This is a genomic window from Aquitalea sp. USM4 (assembly GCF_004328945.1).
In the GTDB taxonomy this organism is placed as follows: Bacteria; Pseudomonadota; Gammaproteobacteria; order Burkholderiales; family Chromobacteriaceae; genus Aquitalea; species Aquitalea pelogenes.
Genome location: NZ_CP029540.1, coordinates 36,544 through 54,370, shown reverse-complemented (window position 1 = coordinate 54,370; position 17,827 = coordinate 36,544). Strand labels below are relative to the sequence as shown.

At 54.7% G+C, this 17,827-nt stretch carries 31 protein-coding genes; 7 read left to right on the top strand and 24 right to left on the bottom strand.

Translation table 11 applies throughout. From position 1 onward, the window contains the following. Positions 1 to 180 precede the first annotated feature (180 nt). On the top strand, positions 181 to 1,179 hold the full coding sequence (locus tag DKK66_RS20110; RefSeq protein WP_131361265.1) for a site-specific integrase: 999 nt from the start codon (positions 181 to 183) through the stop codon (positions 1,177 to 1,179). On the opposite strand, the gene DKK66_RS20105 is transcribed toward DKK66_RS20110, so the two are convergent. The 24 genes from DKK66_RS20105 to DKK66_RS20010 form a co-directional block, all read right to left on the bottom strand. Then, positions 1,176 to 1,448, bottom strand: a complete 273-nt coding sequence (locus DKK66_RS20105; protein ID WP_131361263.1) for a hypothetical protein — start codon at positions 1,446 to 1,448, stop codon at positions 1,176 to 1,178. The two genes, DKK66_RS20110 and DKK66_RS20105, sit on opposite strands and share 4 nt — an antisense overlap. 261 nt (positions 1,449 to 1,709) lie before the next feature. Continuing rightward, a complete protein-coding gene (locus DKK66_RS20100; protein WP_131361261.1) occupies positions 1,710 to 1,934 on the bottom strand; it encodes a hypothetical protein in 225 nt (74 codons plus the stop codon). Beyond that, positions 1,924 to 2,400, bottom strand: a complete 477-nt coding sequence (locus DKK66_RS20095) for a hypothetical protein (RefSeq protein ID WP_131361258.1) — start codon at positions 2,398 to 2,400, stop codon at positions 1,924 to 1,926. Before DKK66_RS20095 ends, DKK66_RS20100 begins: the two co-directional genes overlap by 11 nt. A gap of 183 nt (positions 2,401 to 2,583) precedes the next feature. After that, positions 2,584 to 2,931: a hypothetical protein gene (locus DKK66_RS20090; protein ID WP_131361254.1), complete on the bottom strand. Its 348-nt coding sequence runs from the start codon at positions 2,929 to 2,931 to the stop codon at positions 2,584 to 2,586. 13 nt (positions 2,932 to 2,944) lie between these two features. Beyond that, the gene (locus tag DKK66_RS20625; protein ID WP_255434285.1) at positions 2,945 to 3,067 is read right to left on the bottom strand and encodes a hypothetical protein; all 123 of its coding nucleotides are present in this window, start codon (positions 3,065 to 3,067) and stop codon (positions 2,945 to 2,947) included. Between the two features lie 104 nt (positions 3,068 to 3,171). Next, complete coding sequence (locus tag DKK66_RS20085) at positions 3,172 to 4,461, bottom strand: hypothetical protein (protein ID WP_131361252.1); 1,290 nt, start codon at positions 4,459 to 4,461, stop codon at positions 3,172 to 3,174. Between the two features lie 78 nt (positions 4,462 to 4,539). After that, positions 4,540 to 5,142, bottom strand: coding sequence for a hypothetical protein (locus DKK66_RS20080; protein WP_131361251.1), 603 nt, complete (start codon positions 5,140 to 5,142; stop codon positions 4,540 to 4,542). Continuing rightward, positions 5,139 to 5,303, bottom strand: coding sequence for a hypothetical protein (locus DKK66_RS20295; RefSeq protein WP_165494260.1), 165 nt, complete (start codon positions 5,301 to 5,303; stop codon positions 5,139 to 5,141). Before DKK66_RS20295 ends, DKK66_RS20080 begins: the two co-directional genes overlap by 4 nt. Beyond that, the gene (locus DKK66_RS20075; protein WP_131361249.1) at positions 5,300 to 5,752 is read right to left on the bottom strand and encodes a hypothetical protein; all 453 of its coding nucleotides are present in this window, start codon (positions 5,750 to 5,752) and stop codon (positions 5,300 to 5,302) included. Before DKK66_RS20075 ends, DKK66_RS20295 begins: the two co-directional genes overlap by 4 nt. Then, positions 5,749 to 6,051: a hypothetical protein gene (locus DKK66_RS20070; protein ID WP_131361247.1), complete on the bottom strand. Its 303-nt coding sequence runs from the start codon at positions 6,049 to 6,051 to the stop codon at positions 5,749 to 5,751. The genes DKK66_RS20075 and DKK66_RS20070 overlap by 4 nt, the downstream gene beginning before the upstream one ends. A 739-nt stretch (positions 6,052 to 6,790) precedes the next feature. Beyond that, positions 6,791 to 7,300, bottom strand: a complete 510-nt coding sequence (locus DKK66_RS20065) for a hypothetical protein (protein ID WP_131361245.1) — start codon at positions 7,298 to 7,300, stop codon at positions 6,791 to 6,793. A 12-nt stretch (positions 7,301 to 7,312) separates the two neighbouring features. Next, the gene (locus DKK66_RS20060; RefSeq protein ID WP_131361243.1) at positions 7,313 to 7,768 is read right to left on the bottom strand and encodes a single-stranded DNA-binding protein; all 456 of its coding nucleotides are present in this window, start codon (positions 7,766 to 7,768) and stop codon (positions 7,313 to 7,315) included. An 8-nt stretch (positions 7,769 to 7,776) separates the two neighbouring features. Further along, positions 7,777 to 8,754, bottom strand: a complete 978-nt coding sequence (locus DKK66_RS20055) for a hypothetical protein (protein ID WP_242673638.1) — start codon at positions 8,752 to 8,754, stop codon at positions 7,777 to 7,779. Next, the gene (locus DKK66_RS20050; protein WP_131361241.1) at positions 8,751 to 9,353 is read right to left on the bottom strand and encodes an ERF family protein; all 603 of its coding nucleotides are present in this window, start codon (positions 9,351 to 9,353) and stop codon (positions 8,751 to 8,753) included. Before DKK66_RS20050 ends, DKK66_RS20055 begins: the two co-directional genes overlap by 4 nt. 9 nt (positions 9,354 to 9,362) lie before the next feature. Further along, positions 9,363 to 9,521: a hypothetical protein gene (locus DKK66_RS20290; RefSeq protein WP_165494259.1), complete on the bottom strand. Its 159-nt coding sequence runs from the start codon at positions 9,519 to 9,521 to the stop codon at positions 9,363 to 9,365. After that, the gene (locus DKK66_RS20045) at positions 9,518 to 9,883 is read right to left on the bottom strand and encodes a hypothetical protein (RefSeq protein ID WP_131361239.1); all 366 of its coding nucleotides are present in this window, start codon (positions 9,881 to 9,883) and stop codon (positions 9,518 to 9,520) included. The genes DKK66_RS20290 and DKK66_RS20045 overlap by 4 nt, the downstream gene beginning before the upstream one ends. After that, positions 9,880 to 10,083: a hypothetical protein gene (locus DKK66_RS20040; protein WP_131361237.1), complete on the bottom strand. Its 204-nt coding sequence runs from the start codon at positions 10,081 to 10,083 to the stop codon at positions 9,880 to 9,882. The genes DKK66_RS20045 and DKK66_RS20040 overlap by 4 nt, the downstream gene beginning before the upstream one ends. Before the next feature lie 93 nt (positions 10,084 to 10,176). After that, complete coding sequence (locus DKK66_RS20620) at positions 10,177 to 10,311, bottom strand: hypothetical protein (RefSeq protein ID WP_255434284.1); 135 nt, start codon at positions 10,309 to 10,311, stop codon at positions 10,177 to 10,179. Between the two features lie 250 nt (positions 10,312 to 10,561). Continuing rightward, positions 10,562 to 10,774, bottom strand: a complete 213-nt coding sequence (locus tag DKK66_RS20035; RefSeq protein WP_131361235.1) for a hypothetical protein — start codon at positions 10,772 to 10,774, stop codon at positions 10,562 to 10,564. A gap of 801 nt (positions 10,775 to 11,575) precedes the next feature. After that, positions 11,576 to 11,758 carry a hypothetical protein gene (locus tag DKK66_RS20030; protein ID WP_131361233.1) on the bottom strand — a complete coding sequence of 61 codons (183 nt, stop codon included), beginning with the start codon at positions 11,756 to 11,758 and terminating at the stop codon, positions 11,576 to 11,578. 101 nt (positions 11,759 to 11,859) lie between these two features. After that, the gene (locus DKK66_RS20025) at positions 11,860 to 12,186 is read right to left on the bottom strand and encodes a helix-turn-helix domain-containing protein (protein WP_165494258.1); all 327 of its coding nucleotides are present in this window, start codon (positions 12,184 to 12,186) and stop codon (positions 11,860 to 11,862) included. 387 nt (positions 12,187 to 12,573) lie between these two features. Then, positions 12,574 to 12,993, bottom strand: a complete 420-nt coding sequence (locus tag DKK66_RS20020) for a type II toxin-antitoxin system PemK/MazF family toxin (protein ID WP_131361229.1) — start codon at positions 12,991 to 12,993, stop codon at positions 12,574 to 12,576. A gap of 27 nt (positions 12,994 to 13,020) precedes the next feature. Then, positions 13,021 to 13,713, bottom strand: coding sequence for a hypothetical protein (locus DKK66_RS20015; protein ID WP_131361227.1), 693 nt, complete (start codon positions 13,711 to 13,713; stop codon positions 13,021 to 13,023). A 69-nt stretch (positions 13,714 to 13,782) separates the two neighbouring features. Beyond that, positions 13,783 to 14,493 carry a S24 family peptidase gene (locus tag DKK66_RS20010; RefSeq protein WP_131361225.1) on the bottom strand — a complete coding sequence of 237 codons (711 nt, stop codon included), beginning with the start codon at positions 14,491 to 14,493 and terminating at the stop codon, positions 13,783 to 13,785. Between the two features lie 73 nt (positions 14,494 to 14,566). On the opposite strand from DKK66_RS20010, the gene DKK66_RS20005 reads away from it, so the two are divergent. From DKK66_RS20005 to DKK66_RS19985, 6 genes are all read left to right on the top strand, one after another. Then, positions 14,567 to 14,845 (top strand): YdaS family helix-turn-helix protein, encoded by a 279-nt coding sequence (locus tag DKK66_RS20005; RefSeq protein WP_242673637.1) that lies wholly within the window; start codon positions 14,567 to 14,569, stop codon positions 14,843 to 14,845. Positions 14,846 to 14,999: 154 nt separating this feature from the next. Then, positions 15,000 to 15,161, top strand: coding sequence for a hypothetical protein (locus tag DKK66_RS20285; RefSeq protein WP_165494257.1), 162 nt, complete (start codon positions 15,000 to 15,002; stop codon positions 15,159 to 15,161). A gap of 98 nt (positions 15,162 to 15,259) precedes the next feature. Beyond that, the gene (locus tag DKK66_RS20000) at positions 15,260 to 15,463 is read left to right on the top strand and encodes a hypothetical protein (RefSeq protein WP_131361223.1); all 204 of its coding nucleotides are present in this window, start codon (positions 15,260 to 15,262) and stop codon (positions 15,461 to 15,463) included. Positions 15,464 to 15,507: 44 nt separating this feature from the next. Beyond that, entirely contained in the window at positions 15,508 to 16,263 is a 756-nt protein-coding gene (locus DKK66_RS19995; protein ID WP_131361221.1) for a hypothetical protein, read from the top strand. Then, positions 16,260 to 17,633, top strand: coding sequence for a replicative DNA helicase (gene dnaB, locus DKK66_RS19990; RefSeq protein WP_131361219.1), 1,374 nt, complete (start codon positions 16,260 to 16,262; stop codon positions 17,631 to 17,633). The genes DKK66_RS19995 and dnaB overlap by 4 nt, the downstream gene beginning before the upstream one ends. Next, positions 17,630 to 17,827 carry a hypothetical protein gene (locus DKK66_RS19985; RefSeq protein WP_131361217.1) on the top strand — a complete coding sequence of 66 codons (198 nt, stop codon included), beginning with the start codon at positions 17,630 to 17,632 and terminating at the stop codon, positions 17,825 to 17,827. Before dnaB ends, DKK66_RS19985 begins: the two co-directional genes overlap by 4 nt.

Below are 17,827 nucleotides of genomic sequence, written 5' to 3'. Positions count from 1 at the left end.
GTTCGAGTCTCTCCGCTCGCACCACAGATGATTTTTGCATTTGCCCACAATTGGCTGCAAATGCATATCCAGCAAGACTTTCAAGGCCATTTCTGGCCTGCGCCAAAATCACAATAAGCGACAATTATCGACAGTTATCTTGTACCATGTGACGCAGATTTGTCGCATGGATTGTCGCAGATGGCTACTTACGAAAAACGCAAAGCAGGGTGGCAGGCTAGGGTCCGCAAAGGCGGGATCAACAAGACTGCAACGTTCAGAACGAAAGCAGAAGCTCAGGCATGGGCAACTGCCATCGAAAACGACCTTTCGTCTGGCCGGGCTGGACTGGCTCCCAATAGAACATTTGGTGAGTTGCTGAAACGATACGCCGAGGAAGTATCGCCGTCAAAGCGCGGTGGGCGCTGGGAGCAACTGCGAATTGCTCTGTTCATTCGTGAGTACACATCACTCTGCGACACTAAGCTGTCAAACTTCAACACTGAAACTGTCGCAGCCTGGCGCGATGATCGCCTAAAAGATGTTTCAGAGTTATCTGTTATTCGCGAGTGGGCAATATTGCAAAATGCTTGCAGCGTGGCAGTAAAAGAATGGCGTTGGCTTTCTCATAACCCGATGCTTTCGGTTAAAAAGCCATCAGCCCCTGCAGCAAGAAATAGACGCCCAACTGATGATGAAACGGAGCGTTTATTGCTTGCCACAGGGTATGACTATAATTCTCCGCCAGATACCATGATGGCTCGCGTTGGAGCGGCATGGCTTTTTGCCATTGAAACTGGAATGCGCGCTGGAGAAATATGCAATATAACGCTTGAGCATGCGCATTTATCAGATCGGATTATTCATCTTCCCAAAACAAAGAATGGCCACGCTCGCGATGTTCCACTGTCTAAAGAGGCTTTGCGCATTTTCGAACAAGTTATGAAGGCAACAGAAGGGAGTGAATATGTCTTTGCAATTAAAGCAGCAACATTAGATGCCATGTTTAGAAAGGCAAAGGCAAGAGCTTTAATTGAAGATTTGCATTTCCACGATTCAAGACGTGAAGCTTTAACAAGGTTATCAAAGAAAGTGGACGTAATGACTCTTGCAAAAATCAGCGGGCATCGTGATTTGCGTATATTGCAAAACACTTACTATGCGCCAAAGATGAGCGAATACGTCCACTTGCTAGATTAAGCACGTTTTCGTTCCTGCCTACTATCAACCCACCGCATCACTTCCACGGCTTTCCATCGTGGATTTCTTTTTCCGCCAGTTGATATATCAATGCAGGCTGGGAAATCTGGTCTGCAAGCAATTCTCGTACTAAAGTGTTGCGCGTTGACAAGCAAATATTGCGAGCACGCTTCCGTGTCCCATATTTGCTTGTCAATTGGAATCGCCAGTTTTGGCTTAGATAATGCCTGTACCAGGGATTTAATCGATTCTGTCAATTCTTCATCCATCTTCTACCCTCCAAAACTAAGCCGCCTTGTCGGCGGCTGTGGTGTCTTCTTCATGGCCTTGGCATCGGCCCGTCTTATCTCGGTTATCGCATCCCTCGCATGGGATTACCTCCATACCCTGTGCCTTCATGATTGCGAGGCTGGCGCGGATCTGGTGCGCGCTGCCCTGAAACATGGATTCCAGCTCATGGTCACTGCTGCGTTCGGCGGCTGCGATTTCCATGTACACGTGCCATGTAGTCATCATCCCCTCCAAATGAATCAGGCCCCGTCTGGGGCCTGTGTGGTTGGTTGCTTCTGCGCCCGTCTTTCCTTCTCAACGATGTGCAGAGCGTCGGTAACTGCTATCCATGCGCTGGATGTGTTGCTGGCTATGTGCGAGGCTACGTTTCCGGTGTGCTTGTTTGCTTCTGTGTTCGCCCGGTTGATGTCAGCCTTGGCGGTCATCAGCAGCTTGGCCAGCTTCTTGAGTGTGTCAGCGTCCATGCTGGTCTCCGTCTGGGGCCTGTGTTTGCATCGCTGCGTCGATGGCGTCTGTGTTAGTCGGCATCCAAGACAGTTCGTCCCAATCCCATTTACACACTGCGAAATCGCCCTTTTCTGGGTCGCGCTGACAGAATCGCAACCGCTCCGCATCCCGGCGCAGCTCCTTGCAATACTCCACCAGCTCTCCCTGCATGCGCTTGCCGTCGTCGCCAAGGGCAAAGCGGATGTCAGCTACCAATTTGAGCGACATCCCGCTGTCGGCCAGCCCGCGCTGATAAGCATCCTTCTGCGCTTGCTGCGCCCGCTTGGTCAAGTCCTCGCGTAGTTGCTCAGTTTCCTTCTGAGCTTTAATCCTGGCTTCGCGTTCGGCGTCGATATAGTCAAGCAAGGCTTTGACGGTAGATGGACGGTAATACGCATTGCTGTTTAGCTGGCCACGAATTGTGTCGAGTTGCTGCTTATTCATCCCTCACCTCCGCGTGTTCGTAGTGGAAAGAATTGCATGGCCATCTAACGCAACTTAGAAGTCCCATAAAAACACAACGATTACAACTTCCGGAATTGTCATTTTTGATCGCCACCAGCGGCACGCCCTTAAACGCGCCATGCTTCGGCCTGATGATGACCGGCGATACCAATTTACGTGTGGTCATACACCCCCCTTGGCGAGCAGGGCGTTCCATCCCAGCCACGCACCTTGCGTAAGATCGTCTGCATATACATCGTCACCTTCTGAATCAATTATCCTATCCAGATTAAACAGATCGAATCGACGCTCAAATCCTTTTCTGACAGTGCAATTGCACGCGCAAGGTGTTTCTGAGTTATGCATTCCGCAATCGCTATCGTGGCCGCAGCTGCATCCCTCCCGCGCCTCAGCTGCGGCGATGGCTGATTTAAAATCCGCAAGGCGTGAAGGTCCTGCATGGGCGTCCATTACAGGTTCTGCCAATTTAAGCGCCCCCAGCAGCTGGGCGATCAGTTGTTGGTCAGTCATGGCGGGTTTCCTTTCAGTAATCCATCTGCATCATCAGACGACGGTAGCGGGCCTTCTTGCGCGGGGAATAGCTGCGGCGAAGATTCAACAGCTTGCGGGCAAACCGTTGGGCTGGCTTATTGCGCCAGTCGAGCAAGGCGCATCCTAGATCGCAGCAAGTAACGGCAACCGGAACCATGCCTACGCCAACATCCACGTACTCATATGGGTCGCGATGACAAAACGGGCATACGTCTCGCATCACTCCCCTCCCTTCGGCTGCGGGGCGGCGGCACCAAACAGTTCCATAAAGAACTTGTGCGCGAATGGCGCATTTTCTTGCAATCTCGCATCAGGCCAATTGCCGACCAGCAATTTGCAAATTTCGTTGTATGCCTGCCCAGCCATATAGCCAGAAACAACTGTCATTTTTCGGTCTTGCGCGCTAAAGCACTCGGGGTCAATCGTGGCGCACCACCCATCCGGCACCTGCGCGGGCTGTTGCGTAGGCTGCGGGGCGGCGGCGAGTGCAGAAACTCCACCAAGCAGTTGAATCAATTCATCCCGCGTCATGGTGAAATTTGATTTCATCGGCGCAAACAATAGCTCATGGCGCAGCTTTGCAATCCATTCAGCATCCTGCACCTGCGCGGGCGGGGCGGTGTACTTCCCGTCTGCAACTGCCGCTTTAACTATAGCGAGGCGCGTCATTTGCCTTGCCTGCGCTGAATTATCGCCAGACCATGTGCGCAGCTCCGGCTTCCCATTGGGTGAATGGATACAATCGTAAGCGCCAATTTCAATGGCAAGGCGGATTGCGGCATCATCGTTATCAAGCGGGTGCGCCACCGCCTCACCGGCCACTGGTGCAAGCTGCGCGGGCGGGGCGGTGCGCAGCAGACTGATGGCCTTCGCAATCACTGCCTTGTTGCCAATTGGCACGCCTGACCAGTCACAATCCTCCAGTGCAGCCGCACACGCCACCGCCTCACCGGCAGGCTGGGCGGGCTGCCTGAAACGCAGATCAATCTCGCGCTGCACGCGCTTGTGGTATTCGTATATCGCCATGCGCACGGCGTGCGTGTACTCGGCAAACACCTCCTCCTGCGCGTTCAATTCCATTGCGGCGGTCGCAGTTTTGCGATCATCGTACCGATTGCGGGCAATCTTGATACTGATGCAGGCATTGAGCAGCTGCCATGCACATTTTGCCAGGTGATCTGCGCGGGTACGGATGGTGTCGATTGCGTAGACCTTGGCACCAGCAGGTTCCGATGCGTCAGCAGGCTGCTCGGATACAATCGCATGCAGGCCATCAATGCTTGGCTTGCCGGGCAAATCCAAAGCCCAAGAATATCCGTCTTGGATATTGGCAGGCTGGGCGCGGGCGGCTTGCACAGCGTCAAGCGCAGCATCCCATCCGGCAGCGTATTCGACGGGAACGGCATGCCCTTTTACCGCGTGAATTCCTTTCACTTTCACCGAGTACATTTTGCAATCCTTCGAGTCATGCCCCACTGCTCCGCAGAGGCAGCATTGTTCGTTGCTCATCTCACTCTCCCAAAAAGTTGAGGCCCATCGTGTGGGCCTCGGTGTAGTCTGGTAGGGGGTCTATGTAGTAGAGGTGGGTCATGATGCAGACATCTTCTTCGCCAGCTTGTGACGGGCAACCATAATGTCCCACTCCTCATTTTCAATACGGCGGCATCCTTCAAACTCGGGGATAAACGACTTGGCAGGTTCTTTCACCTGGTATCCATCAGCTTCATGGCTGGATACTGCGCTTGGAATATCAGGTATCCACATTGCGTAAGGTCCGTTTTCGGAAAGGTAGAGAAAACCGCATTCCCGAAGCGGATTGCCTATTGATGACCAGCCACCAAATCCGCCGGCATTGGTGTAGCTGATTGATGTCGGCACCCCAAGTTCTTCGCCAATTACCGTCACCGGGTCTTTGCATGCAGGCGCTTCGGCAAATCGCTTTTCCCATTCGCTGCGCTTTTTCGGGTAGCTCATGCCTTTTCGGTCAGGTGCTTTGAAATCAGGGTGCCGCTGCCCCGAAAAGGCCACGGCCAAGAGACGGCCATCAATTACATCAGTCACGCCCTCTGAAATGCCAAGTTCATCAGCCATCGCTTTTCTGGCAGCAACGACAACCTTTTTTTGCGCAATGTGCGCCTTGATCAGTTCAAGCGCTTTGCCGCCTTCAATCAGAAAAATCAGGGATTTCACGCTGCCACCTCCACAAATGCGCCACTGCTTAGCCCGTCGTACATGGGCGTCCACTCCACCCACATCTCGCCGCGTTGGTTAGTCACCCACGGATACAGAGTGCCGTGGCGTACTACGTTGTCTGATAGCTGCATGGCTACCTGTTTGGTTTCGTAGTTCATGCAAGACTCCCGACAAGGCCGTACTCTTTCTTGATGCCGATGCAGGTCGCTACCTCGGCACGCAAGTCCTTGGTTGTCGTTCTGTAAATGGCCTTGTGTTTTTCGATCTCGGCGCGCATGCCGTTAATCAGGTCTGGCGTGAGCAATTGGGCATTGGCAAGGTGCGAGGCCACTTTGCTATGGAAGTAGGTATGCGGCGGCTGCATCTTACGGCGGCACATTTCACCCATGAATGCGATCCAGTCCAGCAAGGCCGGTACCAGCTTGCAGTCGCGCTGGGCGAATAGGTCGTAGTAGGTGACATGCTCAACACCGTCAATCACATCTACCGTCAGGCTGCCGGAGTCGATTTGGGTCATCAGGTTGTCAATCGTGGCAAACCGCGCAGCCTGGTATGCAAGCTGGCACTCTGGCATACCCCACTTTTTCCGTTTGCAGTGCTTCTTCATGGCTTCACCTTCTCATACGTGTGTCCATGTGCTTGGTCACGCTTTTTTATACGGCACAGGCCGTATTCCGATGCCGACCTGATGATGTAGTTGGCCGCAGACCTGCAGATGTGCGCGGTGCGCTGGATGTCGCTGGATGTGAACACGTCGGGCACCAGATCAAGGCGCGCAGTGACCAGTTCAAGTCGACTGAGCGGGAAGTCACCGCTCTTTGCCGCTTCTTTCACCGGGACGTACACGTCTTCCATCTTGATCATGCCCAGCAGTACATGCAGGGGCGTGGACTGCAGGCGTGGCATTTCGCTGGCTGATATCGTTCTACGTTGCATATCAACTCCAAATAGGTGAGACACGACCACCCGGTAGAGTGGGACGTTCGGCGGTGCCAGAGTAGGCGGGTGCTCGGGCGAGCGGAGGAGGCGGGATGGTCGTGTCTAGGGGGAAGGGTTACTTGCGCGACTTCCTGCGCTGGGTTTGTTTGGCTTTCCGTACTGCCTTGGCTTTGGCTCGTCGCTGTGCGACTCCAGACTGCGGGCGGGACTGTTGATTGCCTGCCCAGCTGATCCCGCTGTATCCATGTCCGTATGGCGCAAATGCAGGGAAGCAATTGTCGGCTTTCCCTGCAATGGCAAGTGCTGCCGCCAATGCAAGACTACTTTTCATCTTGCTTTCCTCGTAAAAAGGCCCGCTTAGTGCGGGCCTTGGCGTGGATGCTAAACCAGCTCCACTTACGTGCGTTGCGGGTGGGGGTGCGTCTACGCATCAGCTTCGTCGTCCTCGGGTTTGCTTTGCCAAGGCCGAACAGGGTGAAGCGGGCAGTGCGTTACTGAGCAGTCCCGGATTTCTTGGCGCGGGTTTGCATCGTGGCCAGCGCCTACGCACTCCCAGCACTTGGCGCGAATGGCGAGTGCTTTAGACTGCGGGTTGGTGCGGGCCTTTTCGATTGGGTCTAGCCTGACGATTTGCACGCCAGACTCACGCAACGCCCGCGCTTTCTCCCTTGCAAGGTCAAGCGGGGATGGGGTCATGCTCATCTCCTCACATCACCAGTACGCTGAAGCGCGATTGCAGGCCAAGCGGGGCTGCGGCTTTACGCCGAAGTTCGTTTGCCATTTTGTGTGTTTCCTTATGGTGCTTGTCGCATAGCCAGGTAACAGCTAGCGGGGCTGAGTAGTCGGGGTGGTGCGCTTCGCTATTAGCAGCTCCACATACCCAGCAGGGGAGTTTTTCTAGCTTTCCATCGCGCAGTGCGTTTCCGACGGCCGTTCTTGCCGTAAACATGTCAGGCAGCCTCTCGCGATATTTCCGTACCGCCTTTGCGTGAGACTGCTTGAACGCATCAGTCTTTGAATAGGCTTCCCTTGCGGCCACTCTATCCGGACGGCTTGCTCGCTGGCGGTCAAACTCTCGGTAATGCTCAATGTTTCTAGCCCGTGCTGCTCGAACCATCGCTTTCCTGCATTCCTTGCATGAGTTGTCGTTAGCATAAAAAAGGGCGAGGGGTTTGGCCTCGCCGCATTTCTTGCACGACTTAAGATCGTGCTGCATTTCCGCTCCTTCCTAGAAGGGGATATCTGAATCCATGTCATCCAGCTTCGGTGCCGGTTTGGCTTCCATGCGACGCGGCGCGGCCGGTGCGGCGGCCGGGCGGGACTGGGCAGCCGGTTCGCCGTAGGCGTAGTTGTCGTCCATGGACGAGCCGCCTTCACGCTTGCCGCCTTGTAGGCTCAGTTCGTTCACGCGCACATCCGGCGACAGTTGTTTCTGGCCTTCCTTGTTCTGCCATTCGCGCAGGGTAAGCTGGCCGTACACGGTGACTTGCTGGCCCTTCTTGAGGTGCGTCTGGAGCGACTCGCCGCGCTTGCCCCATAGCTGAACTTGGAACCAGTTGGTGGTCTTGCGCTCGCCAAAGCCGATGTCGCTGGCCACGCGGAAGCTCAGCACCGGTTCGCCGCTCGGGGTGTAGCGAAGCTCGGCGTCTGCGGCCAGTCGTCCGTCAAAAGTGATGCTGTTCATGGTGTCTCTCAGTAGTTGATGGTTATGTGGCGAACTAGGCCGCGGGCAATAGCGGCAATGATCCCTTTAGCCAGATCCTCGGGTATGCCCAGCTTCTGTATGTCGGCCAACGCTTCTCGGTTGATTGCGGCTCGGTGTTCTTTATCGGCTTCGCGGCGGCGCTGCTCGGCCTCTGCGGCAAGTCGCTCATTCTCTTGACGCTGACGTTCGGCTGCTGCTGCGCGCTCTGCGGCGAGTCTGGCATCTTCCTCGGCCTTGATTGCTGCCTGACGGGCGCGCTCCTCAGCTTCTTCCTTCTCGCGGATGGCGCGGGCTTCGGCGTCACGTGCGCGCTGTTCTGCGGCAAGGCGTTCCTGCTCGGCACGTTCTGCTGCAAGTCGGGCGTCAATCTCGCGCTGTGCGGCGGCCTTGCGTTCCGCTTCTGCGCGCTGTTCCGCTTCGATACGGGCCTGTTCGGCTGCTTGCCGGGCAATCTCCGCCTCGCGCTCCTGCTGGGCGCGGATGGCTGTTTGACGCTGTTCTTCGCGTTCACGCTCCCATTCGCGGTCCATCAGCAAGGCCAGTTCGTGGTCAGCTTCTATCTTTGCGGCCAGCGCAGCAGCTTCCTCAGCTGCCTTGCGCTCAGCTTCAAGCCGGGCTTGCTCTTCCTCCCATTCGGTCAGCGGCTGGCGAACTTCATCTTTGAGGGAATCAAGGAAATCGCGCATGTAGCGGCGGGACTCGTCGATTTGCTTCGGCAAATCTTTCAACTCGGCAACGCGCTCCTTCGCCAAGTCGTCCATGTAGGTCTTGGCTTTGGCGACGTTGTAGGCCACGCTGGCAATGTTCTTGCGACCGGTTGCAGTAGACAGGTCAGGAACAATGCTTAAAGCCTTGGCGCGGATTTGCTCAAGGATGCCGTCCAGTGTGGGGCGATGTAGAAAAACCTCCTGAACGGAGGCCTTTTCGATTACTACCAGGTCTTTAATGTCTTCGGCTGCCATCATGCCACCTTCCGTTGCTCAATGTTTTCCATGGCCCACGCGTTCCAGTCTTTATCGGCCTCGATTGCCGCCACCGTCGCGCCCTTCCAGCCTGCCTTTTCAGCCATGGTGATCAACCATTGCTCAGTCGCGCCGCAATCGTGCAGGGCCTTTTTCAGCGGTGATTGCTTGGTATCGCGGCGGCTGTCGTTGGCTGGCTTGCTGCCGCCAATGCTTGCCGCGTTGCCGTCGTCGTCATCCTGATACAGGCCGCAGATGGCCGCTAGAGAGTATCGGCGCGCATAGGTCATTGCGGAGCCATATCCTTGCGGGTCGGCTTTGGGCAGCGGAACAGTAGCGTTGTCCTCAATCCACTCACCAGACTCATGCAACAGGCGCGTGGTAAGGACGAGCAGCTTTTCATTGCTGGACTCGCCGGGGGTCTGGATGAACACAATCCCGGCATCGTTCAGCGCAGCCTTGACCGCGTCGATTACTGCCGGAAGGTCTGCATACTTGTTTTTCAAGTGCGGGTTCTGTGCGGTCTTGGCCGCAAAGGTGATGGCCTGCTGCGCCTTCAACAGGGCTGGCGCAATCTTGGTAATAGATTCGCTGGTTCTCATATCCTGCTCCTAAAACGGCAACGCCAGCTTGTCGGCTGGCGTCTTGGTTGGTGTCACCCTGTCGATCAGGGCGCGCTGTAGTCGTGTGGCTGGCATGTCGCCGCAGGTTATCGGCCCCCAGCGTTCGCACAGCTCGCGCCAAGCGCGGCGCAGGTCGTCTCGGTTCATGCTGCATCCTCCTTCTCTGCACCAAGGCGGCCAGTACCCCACCAGTTTCCGCCGCGACTATCTCCGCGACGCTTGGCGTAATTGGCTCGCTCCACCCTTACGCGGGCTTGCTCTTGCTGTATCCGGTTGGCCAGCATCGTGACAAGGCGCTGGCCCAGCTTGTCAGCCTCCTCGTCAGTAAAGTCCTTCAAGCTAATCCATGGCTCGGACTGGCTGCCCATGGCGTTATTCAGTTCGGCAAAAACGCGGCGCTCATTTGCAGTAGCGTGCATGCGCAGGGTGATGTACGGGCGCGGCTGGATGCCGTCGAATGCCGCGTTCACCCTGGCGATGAAATCGAACATCTGGGTGTCGGTTATCACGATGCATTCTCCTTGCTGGAACGTGCAGCTGCGCCCTGCTCCACCAGCTGACGCCAGACGCGCTTACCGGTTACAGCATCACCGGCCAACAGCAGGTCGAGGCAGTGAGCAAGCGTCCCGTTGACGAACGGGTCGTCGCTTACCTCGTTCAGCACCTCCAGCGTCGTGGCGGTCTCGATAAAGTGTTGGGCGTGGCTCATGGAATCATCTCCAGCAGCTGCACCAGGGCGATGCAGACAAAGAACAAGGTCACGATCAGCAGCCCGTATATCCAGTTGATCAGCCTACGCATATCACCTCCACACGGCGTTGCCGATAAGAATTGCTGTCACAAACAGTGACAGGATCAGGTTGCGACGGCGGATTACTGCCGGTTCGCGGAAGGCGCTGTAACAGCCGCCAGCGCGGGACAATTGCGGATAGGTCATAGCACCTCCATGGAATAAAAAAAGCCCACCGGGTGGCGGGCAAAGGGTCTGCTGAGGAGAGACACGCAGAAAGTTGGTGAAAAAGATGGCCGCCGAAGCGGCCCAAGGCTCGGTCCTCACCAATACGGCGGGTGGCTGGTCCCCGGCTATCCAGCGTTGTCACATTGGGAATCACCCTGCGTATTGGTGCTGGCCTTTAAAGACGCCAGCGCGGTCTGATCAGCAGTTAAGTCGCCGCTCGCCTTGGTGCTCAGCCGTTGCAGATCTCGTATGCTGCACTTTCTGGAGTGCAGCCATCTGCAAACATATCCCAAGCAATTCCGCGCAATTCGTCCATTTCAAGCGCACGGCCAAGCAAGGAATCAACCTGCTTTAGCCAGGTGTGAAATGCTTTTTCTTTTGCATCTGGATTGGACATACCCACCTCCTCGTTAAACACATCAACCAGCTGCGACTGGCTCATGTGATGGCCCTGTTGCCAAGGCCAAACAGCTCGCGTCACTCATAGCGAGCACCCCGTTAGTTGGCATACGGTTTTCTCGGCAATACATCTGCCAGATACCGCTCAGTATTCGCCGTGAGCTGCGTCCTCATTCACCAGAGAGGCAATCCGGGCTTGCTCTATTTGCCGAGCAAATGGCGGTAATCACGGTTACAGCGTCCGTGGCCGGTTGGGCTTACTGCTCCCGGCTGATTGCAATTCAATGTCGCGTCGTGTGAAAGGCTGCTGATGCGTTACCCGGTCGCCAACCGGTCAGTACCCCATGCGCCGCAGCGCCATCCTTGGCTGGGTCACTCGCCTCGCCAACTCCACCAGTTCAACTGCCTGGCCGTGGTCGCCAGTGCTGCAAAATCCTCCGCAACTAACTTGCGGCTGTACTTACTGTGTTATCCAGTCAGCTAACAACGTTCCGAGCAAAGGGAGAGCTTCATTCCTTTCAATGAGGGAGGTTTGTCACTCTGTAATTCCGGTTACGCCATCCAGTAGAAGTACCTGTCTGACTGGTGCTCTAGTTTTTCGAGTTGGTCGCTTTGCAGCTCCCTCGCGCACCGTAAGTCGTGCGTTTTGTAATCTGTTAATGAGCGGTGACGCTGTGTTGCTGTGTCGCGTCGTGTTGGAGTAAATATAGCCAAAGCTATTTTCATCGTCAACACTAAAGTTGTATTTGTCTGTAAAAAAGTTGTTTTCATGGTCTCTTGGTAAAACCTAAGTGATGCGCAAGGGCAACAAAAAAGCCGCATAAGCGGCTTGGTTGGTGCATTGCTACTGCCTATCCTTAGATGCAGATTGCAGAGCAAGGATGTCTTGCTTGAGCCTGGTGAACATCGAGCCGACTCTGTTTTCAAATAAAGCTACATTCCGCAGCAGTATTTCCAAGTCAGAGAGAGTGGATGGATCGGAGTGGATGGTGCCGGCCTTGCTGGCCCCGGAAATTTCTTCTGCCATTTCTATCCCTTAGTCATTTATGTTGTTCGGATAGATTAGGTCCGCAACGCATGCCGGGCATCAGTAATCGCACGTAATGGTGCGTGGCACAAAGTGTCACGTTAAAGCGTGTCAGGATTGATATGGTCAAACTCCTGGGCGATTTTGAGCAGGATGCAAAGCTGCTTATCAGTTAGTCGCTGGGAGATGACGCCAAGCTCACTGATGGCCTGGGTGCGAATGCGCGCTTGCCCTTCGTTTGAAAGGTGGCCAATCGGCACGACAAGGAAGGATGCAATTTCTTGCAAGTGCTTGTCGTTCGGCAAGATTGTGCCGTTGATCCACCTATGTGCAGTCTGGCGGCTAACGCCGCAGTAGTCGGCCAGGTCTTTGGCTGACTTACCCCTACTGGCAAGCAGGGTTTGCAGGTTGGTGGCAAATTCGTTCACAGCAGTTTCTCTAAGTAATTTCACTTAAAGAATGTATGGACGAACGTTAAAATTTTGGCAAGTTTACGTTACAAAAAGAATGCAATTTACCCGGTTCGATGTTGAAAATACGTATTGACATGACGATTGGGTTTTGTGCGGCGCAGAACGGATGAAAGACAAAAGCCCGCACGATGCGGGCTTCTGCTGGCCGTTGGTTTCTATCCGAAGGGAGGATGCGGCCGGGGTCTAGTGTGTTCTTGTTGCTTGAACAACGCAAGAAAAGCAAAACCCCGCCGGGGCGGGGTGTAGTCGCTACGCTGGATTGCAATCTCACTGGCGTAGAGGCCTATTACTAGGACTTTGATTCCGATGCTGTACAGCAGAGCGGGACAAGTCAAGTTTAGGCTACACCAACCACTCCGTCAATTCCGACATGCCCATGCCGTGAAGAATTGCGGCTTTAACTCCTCTCATCTGCCCTGCGTTTAACTGGCGAATGTCGTATATCCTTTTCCCGTTTGCATCTTTTCCAATGAATGGAAAATTTAGTCTGCTGGTGGCTACGGTATACAGCATGTCGCACTTTACCCAGTGCTCGCCTGAGTCGTAGGGGTGAGGCAATGGGTCATCCATACGCAATAAGTAATGATAAGGCATGATCCGGCGCGGTTCTGTTGTGCTGCATGGTACAATCAGGCAAAGGTTGTCTCTCTGTCGAAGCCTAGGGGACACCACGATTGCCGGTCTTCTTTTTACCATCTCGGGCGCTTTTAGAAAATCAAAGTCACAAATGACAATTGTCCCAGTGCCAGGATACTCATTCATTATTGTCTCGATTCGTTTGTATCAAAATCACCCTTGACCCCGGCAGCGCAGGCCGCTGTGCCGCATGAAGTCCGGATCGGTGAGCAATGACCCAGCAAACCCGCTCTTGGCTACGATGCGCGAGCCGTAGCGCTCAAACAGTGCCTGTGGCTCAGTGTCAAACCCTTCCTCCGCGGGCTTGAACTTCATGAAGTACTGCAGATACACATACGGGTGATTTGTATTGGAATCGGCCACCTGGGCAGCCGTGGCCGAATCGTGCCAACCAGTGCTGCAGTGAGTGATCAGGTCGTACAGTGTTGACCCATCAGCAAGGCGGATCGATTTAGAGAAGAACACTGCAGTCTTGAAGTCATCGACAAATCCCTTCCTCTCTTCCGCACTTGAATCTTCCATTCCAGGTATCGGCGGCATTCGTACGCGCTTTACATCAGGATCGCTTTTCACCATCCGATAGAACGCTGCGGCGGCATCACTATTGAAGTCCACTGGCGGGCTGACAAAGGTGCGCTCTTGTTTCGTCATTGGCACTTCGATTGCTGGCCTTGTATCTGCATTCGCTACACGGTCAGCGTCACTTAGCGGCTCGCTTGCTTGTGGCTCTACTGGGTCTGCACTGCTTGCGGTGGGCTGTTCAGTTGCCTTAGCGCCTGGATCTTCTTGCTTTCCGCCGCACCCGGCCAGCATCGCTGCCGATACCAAAAATGCAAATGCTTTCATGTTAATTAACTTCATCGTCATATCAATCACTTGAAACAACAAGACCCGCCGAAGCGGGCCACTAACTTATTAAACGGCTGCGCCGGCCAGCGCGACGACGCGGCCTATAATTTGCAGCTTGTCCATGTACTCTGGCGGCACGTGCTTGTCAGGGTGTCGACTCTTATCCGGGTTGTCACTGACTATGCGCACTGCTCCTGATAGCTCCTTGAACAAGCGCTTGATGAATACTTCACCGTCGATGCTAATGGCGTACACCTTGCCGTCAACAATAGTGTTCCGTTGACAGTAGTCAACAACCACGCTGTCGCCATCAAGATAGCGAGGTTCCATGCTGTCACCGTCGATCACCATAGTAGCGGCACAATTCGGATCTACTCCGACTCGTTCAGCCCACTTGCGTGTGAATGCCTGGCGCTGGCCCTTCTCGTCGATGTGCCAAATCTGATTGCCTGGGCCGGCAGAAAGCTTTATCTCAAGCGCAGGAATGAACACGTACTGATCTGCGTCTAGTTCATCCTCTCTATCCCACAGCGCAATAGGACGCAAACTGGCTTGGTAGCTGATGGCATCGCCATCGCCAAGTTTGAGGAATGCCGGGCTTACATCCAAGGCTTTGGCAAGCTCTACCACCTGGGCGGTATCGCCGCCTTTTTCAATTTTCACAATTGCGTTCTGTGAGATGCCGGAAAGTTCGGCCAACTGCAACTGAGTAAGGCCGCGGCTCAGGCGCAGGGCGCGCACCTTTTCTCCAAAACTCAAATCTTTCAAATCATCCATTTGGCAGTTCCTGTTGCTTTTTGGCAAAGGTATAGCCGTAGCTATGGCAAGTAAAATCAATTAAGTTGTTGAGATGAAAAACCATAGCTATAATCAGGCGATGGAACCAATAGACAAAGCTATTAGTCTTGCGGGCAATCCGACCAGACTTGCGAAGTTGGTAGGTCTTTCCCAACCGACAGTCAGGGCCTGGAAGCTTCGCGAGAAACGTATCGAGGCAGACAACGTGCTGAAGGTTAGTGCTGCTCTCGGTTATCAGGTAACGCCTCATGAGCTGAGGCCAGATATTTACCCTTTTGAGACTGATGCAATTCCACATGAATTTCGTGAGGTTTTAAAAGAAGGGAAGTAAGGATTTTGTTTAGAAAGTCCCCGGCGGGCGAGGCCGGGAGACTTGAGGGACATGAGCTAGGCGTTGCTCACAACTTAATGATATGGCCCTGATTTGTAAGGGTCAACGATATCGGCCCTTTGTCGGCCGACAGTCAGCCGAAAGGATTATGCAAATGGCAAAAAACATTGAGGTGAAGGTTTACCTGACGCCTGAACAGTACGTCGTAGTGAAAGAGGCGGCAGAGATGCAGGACCGGTCTGTGTCTGCATTCCTGCGCGTAGCTGGCTCTGACCTGGCTTCAGAAGTGCTCCAGCAGCACGCCGACAAGGAGTAGGGCGCAGCCTGCGGCCATAACTGGCAGGCAAGAAAAAAGCCCCGGTCAACGTCCTGGCAGGGACTCGCGGGGCTTATTCACAAGATTCGGAGATGATTATGGAACAGAAAGTCCGCTTGATCAACAAGATTATTGACCTGTGTTCGGTTGCAAATCTTCCGACTGCAGATCATCGCTACAACTCCGCAAAACGCATTCTGTGCGAGATGCAACGCGCTCATGCCTACCCGGCAGACGTAAATGCGTATGAGCAAGCTATCCGCGCATTTGATGAAGCCTTCTTCGGCAAGGAGGCTGCATGAGTCACCTGTGTGTAGTTCCAGCCCGTACCCTTGGCGACTCCCGCATGACCAGCATGACGCATTTGCGCGTACTGATGGCTGTTGGCAAGCACACCGACAAGAACGGCTGGACGTTTGCATCCCTTCGCCTGATCGGTACCCTGGCTGGCGCCAGCGACAAGCCTTTGTCCCGTTCCCGCACGTCCGAAGTAATCAGCGATCTGGTGGAGTGGGGATACCTGGAAAAGCGCACTCAGAACCGTCGCGACGGTAGTTCAACGACCAATCTTTACCGTGTCGTTTACGACTCCGGCGAACCTGAAGACCTGTTCGACGCTACCGAACCCCCGTTCGGCTCTGACGAACCCCCGTTCGATTCCCATGGCGCCGAACCCCCGTTCGACGCTATAGAGCCGAACCCATATAACGATCCATCTAACGTTCCATCTAAATTAGATTCTCAGGACGACTCTGCGAGTCCGTCCAGCTCGCGCAAATCGACAACCATGAAGACATGGCTTGCTGATGTGCGATCTGCAGGTGAGCAAGCGATCCCTGAAGACGATCCCATCTTTGACGATTGCGAAAAGACCGGCCTGCCGATTGAGTATGTCCACCTGTGCTGGGCTGAATTTAAAGACCGTCACGTAAATGGCGACCGCAAGTCGAAGCGGTACAAAGACTGGCGCGCTGCCTTCCGCAACGCTGTTCGTGATGGCTGGTACAAGCTGTGGGGTCTTAACTCCGGCACAGGTGAGTATTTCCTGACGACGGTAGGCCGCATGACTGCCATGCGCCACGGCGTGGAGGTGGCGCAATGATCAAGCTGCACTCTACCGACAGCGAGCAATCTGTCCTTGGCGGTCTGATGATTGACCCGGCCAAGTTTGACGATGTTTCCGAACTGCTAACTGCTGCAGACTTTTACGACCCGTCGCACCGTGTGATCTTTGGCGCCATTGAGTCCCTTGCCGCCGCGAAAGAGAAGATCGACTTTGTCACCGTTTACGACATGCTGGAGCGGCGCCGCGAACATGACCTGATCGGCGGACTGAGCTACTTGGCCGACATGGCGCAGAACACCCCCAGCGCCGCCAACATCATGCGCTACGCCAGGATTGTTGCAGACCGCGCAGTGCGGCGCCGACTGATCAGTGCAGGGGAGCAGCTGGTCAACGAAGCGACTGAGGCTGAAGACGTTGACGACCTGATTGACTCTACCTTGAAAGCCATCGAGCAGATCCAGCCGGAGTGTGGCGAGGACGATCTTTCGACTGGCGCCGATCTGTGCAAAGAGGCCTTGGCCTTTGTGACTGATCGGTTTGAAAACAAGGGCAGCATTGGTGGCATTCCTACCGGATTCACTGATGTGGACAAGCGCCTGCTTGGCCTGAAGCCTGGCGACTTGATTATTGTTGCCGGGCGCCCTGCCATGGGGAAGACCGTCTACGCCCTGAACGTGGCGGAGTACGTTGCAGAGCATCGCGGCCCTGTGCTGTTCATTTCCCTGGAGATGAGCAAGCTGCAGCTTGGCCTTCGCCAACAGGCCAACTACGGCAGCATCCCGCTGAATGTCCTGCAGTCCGGCGAGCTGACTGGCGAGGATTTCGACTATCGCTTGCCGCTGGCTGTGAAGAAGGCCACCGAGTCGCGCATTTTCTGCGACTTCCGTTCGGCACTATCCCCGGCGCAGGTAAAGGCAAAAGCCAAGGCAATCCAGCGCAAGCACGGCATCTCCATGATTGTCATCGACTACCTGCAAAAGATGACAGCCCGTGGCGCCGAGAATCGAACCAACGAAATCCGCCTGATAGCTTCTGGCCTAAAAAACATGGCCAAGGATCTGCAGGTTCCGGTTCTGGCCCTGTCTCAACTGTCCCGCAAGGTGGAGGAGCGTCCTAACAAGCGCCCGATGATGTCTGACCTGCGAGAGTCTGGCGACATTGAGCAAGAAGCCGACATCATCCAGTTTCTCTACCGCGAGGAGTATTACGACTCCAGCAGCCCATTCAAAGGCGTGGTTGAGGTCATTACCGGCAAGCAACGCATGGGCGAGCCAGGCACTGACTACCTGACATTTCAAGGCCAGTACAGCCGCATGCGTGATGCAGACATGGGTGAAATCCACCGCATGCACTCCATGGCTGAAGAAAGGCCGGCCAAACAGCGCAAAGGAGGTATCGCTGCATGATCGTCTGCTATCGCCAAGGGAGAAATCTGCGCGTAATTGACGTTGATACCAACAGCCATATCGAAGCCATTTCCGCTGTTAGTGAATACGCAAATGCCAAGCATCCCCGCTCAATAAAATCGCCGTTTCTTGCCGTGATTAAGGGGAAAAATCAAAAGCGCAAAAAACCTGCGCCTGATTGGGAAAGGGGCTGA

What these genes read in the sequence shown, in the direction of transcription:
- DKK66_RS20110 (WP_131361265.1), top strand. Translation starts at nt 181, where the DNA reads ATGGCTACTTACGAAAAACGCAAAGCAGGGTGGCAGGCTAGGGTCCGC.
- DKK66_RS20105 (WP_131361263.1), bottom strand. Translation starts at nt 1,448, where the DNA reads ATGGATGAAGAATTGACAGAATCGATTAAATCCCTGGTACAGGCATTA.
- DKK66_RS20100 (WP_131361261.1), bottom strand. Translation starts at nt 1,934, where the DNA reads ATGGACGCTGACACACTCAAGAAGCTGGCCAAGCTGCTGATGACCGCC.
- DKK66_RS20095 (WP_131361258.1), bottom strand. Translation starts at nt 2,400, where the DNA reads ATGAATAAGCAGCAACTCGACACAATTCGTGGCCAGCTAAACAGCAAT.
- DKK66_RS20090 (WP_131361254.1), bottom strand. Translation starts at nt 2,931, where the DNA reads ATGACTGACCAACAACTGATCGCCCAGCTGCTGGGGGCGCTTAAATTG.
- DKK66_RS20085 (WP_131361252.1), bottom strand. Translation starts at nt 4,461, where the DNA reads ATGAGCAACGAACAATGCTGCCTCTGCGGAGCAGTGGGGCATGACTCG.
- DKK66_RS20295 (WP_165494260.1), bottom strand. Translation starts at nt 5,303, where the DNA reads ATGAACTACGAAACCAAACAGGTAGCCATGCAGCTATCAGACAACGTA.
- DKK66_RS20075 (WP_131361249.1), bottom strand. Translation starts at nt 5,752, where the DNA reads ATGAAGAAGCACTGCAAACGGAAAAAGTGGGGTATGCCAGAGTGCCAG.
- DKK66_RS20070 (WP_131361247.1), bottom strand. Translation starts at nt 6,051, where the DNA reads ATGCCACGCCTGCAGTCCACGCCCCTGCATGTACTGCTGGGCATGATC.
- DKK66_RS20065 (WP_131361245.1), bottom strand. Translation starts at nt 7,300, where the DNA reads ATGCAGCACGATCTTAAGTCGTGCAAGAAATGCGGCGAGGCCAAACCC.
- DKK66_RS20060 (WP_131361243.1), bottom strand. Translation starts at nt 7,768, where the DNA reads ATGAACAGCATCACTTTTGACGGACGACTGGCCGCAGACGCCGAGCTT.
- DKK66_RS20055 (WP_242673638.1), bottom strand. Translation starts at nt 8,754, where the DNA reads ATGATGGCAGCCGAAGACATTAAAGACCTGGTAGTAATCGAAAAGGCC.
- DKK66_RS20050 (WP_131361241.1), bottom strand. Translation starts at nt 9,353, where the DNA reads ATGAGAACCAGCGAATCTATTACCAAGATTGCGCCAGCCCTGTTGAAG.
- DKK66_RS20290 (WP_165494259.1), bottom strand. Translation starts at nt 9,521, where the DNA reads ATGAACCGAGACGACCTGCGCCGCGCTTGGCGCGAGCTGTGCGAACGC.
- DKK66_RS20040 (WP_131361237.1), bottom strand. Translation starts at nt 10,083, where the DNA reads ATGAGCCACGCCCAACACTTTATCGAGACCGCCACGACGCTGGAGGTG.
- DKK66_RS20620 (WP_255434284.1), bottom strand. Translation starts at nt 10,311, where the DNA reads ATGACCTATCCGCAATTGTCCCGCGCTGGCGGCTGTTACAGCGCCTTC.
- DKK66_RS20035 (WP_131361235.1), bottom strand. Translation starts at nt 10,774, where the DNA reads ATGAGCCAGTCGCAGCTGGTTGATGTGTTTAACGAGGAGGTGGGTATG.
- DKK66_RS20030 (WP_131361233.1), bottom strand. Translation starts at nt 11,758, where the DNA reads ATGGCAGAAGAAATTTCCGGGGCCAGCAAGGCCGGCACCATCCACTCC.
- DKK66_RS20020 (WP_131361229.1), bottom strand. Translation starts at nt 12,993, where the DNA reads ATGAATGAGTATCCTGGCACTGGGACAATTGTCATTTGTGACTTTGAT.
- DKK66_RS20015 (WP_131361227.1), bottom strand. Translation starts at nt 13,713, where the DNA reads ATGAAAGCATTTGCATTTTTGGTATCGGCAGCGATGCTGGCCGGGTGC.
- DKK66_RS20010 (WP_131361225.1), bottom strand. Translation starts at nt 14,493, where the DNA reads ATGGATGATTTGAAAGATTTGAGTTTTGGAGAAAAGGTGCGCGCCCTG.
- DKK66_RS20005 (WP_242673637.1), top strand. Translation starts at nt 14,567, where the DNA reads ATGAAAAACCATAGCTATAATCAGGCGATGGAACCAATAGACAAAGCT.
- DKK66_RS20285 (WP_165494257.1), top strand. Translation starts at nt 15,000, where the DNA reads ATGGCAAAAAACATTGAGGTGAAGGTTTACCTGACGCCTGAACAGTAC.
- DKK66_RS20000 (WP_131361223.1), top strand. Translation starts at nt 15,260, where the DNA reads ATGGAACAGAAAGTCCGCTTGATCAACAAGATTATTGACCTGTGTTCG.
- DKK66_RS19995 (WP_131361221.1), top strand. Translation starts at nt 15,508, where the DNA reads ATGACCAGCATGACGCATTTGCGCGTACTGATGGCTGTTGGCAAGCAC.
- dnaB (WP_131361219.1), top strand. Translation starts at nt 16,260, where the DNA reads ATGATCAAGCTGCACTCTACCGACAGCGAGCAATCTGTCCTTGGCGGT.
- DKK66_RS19985 (WP_131361217.1), top strand. Translation starts at nt 17,630, where the DNA reads ATGATCGTCTGCTATCGCCAAGGGAGAAATCTGCGCGTAATTGACGTT.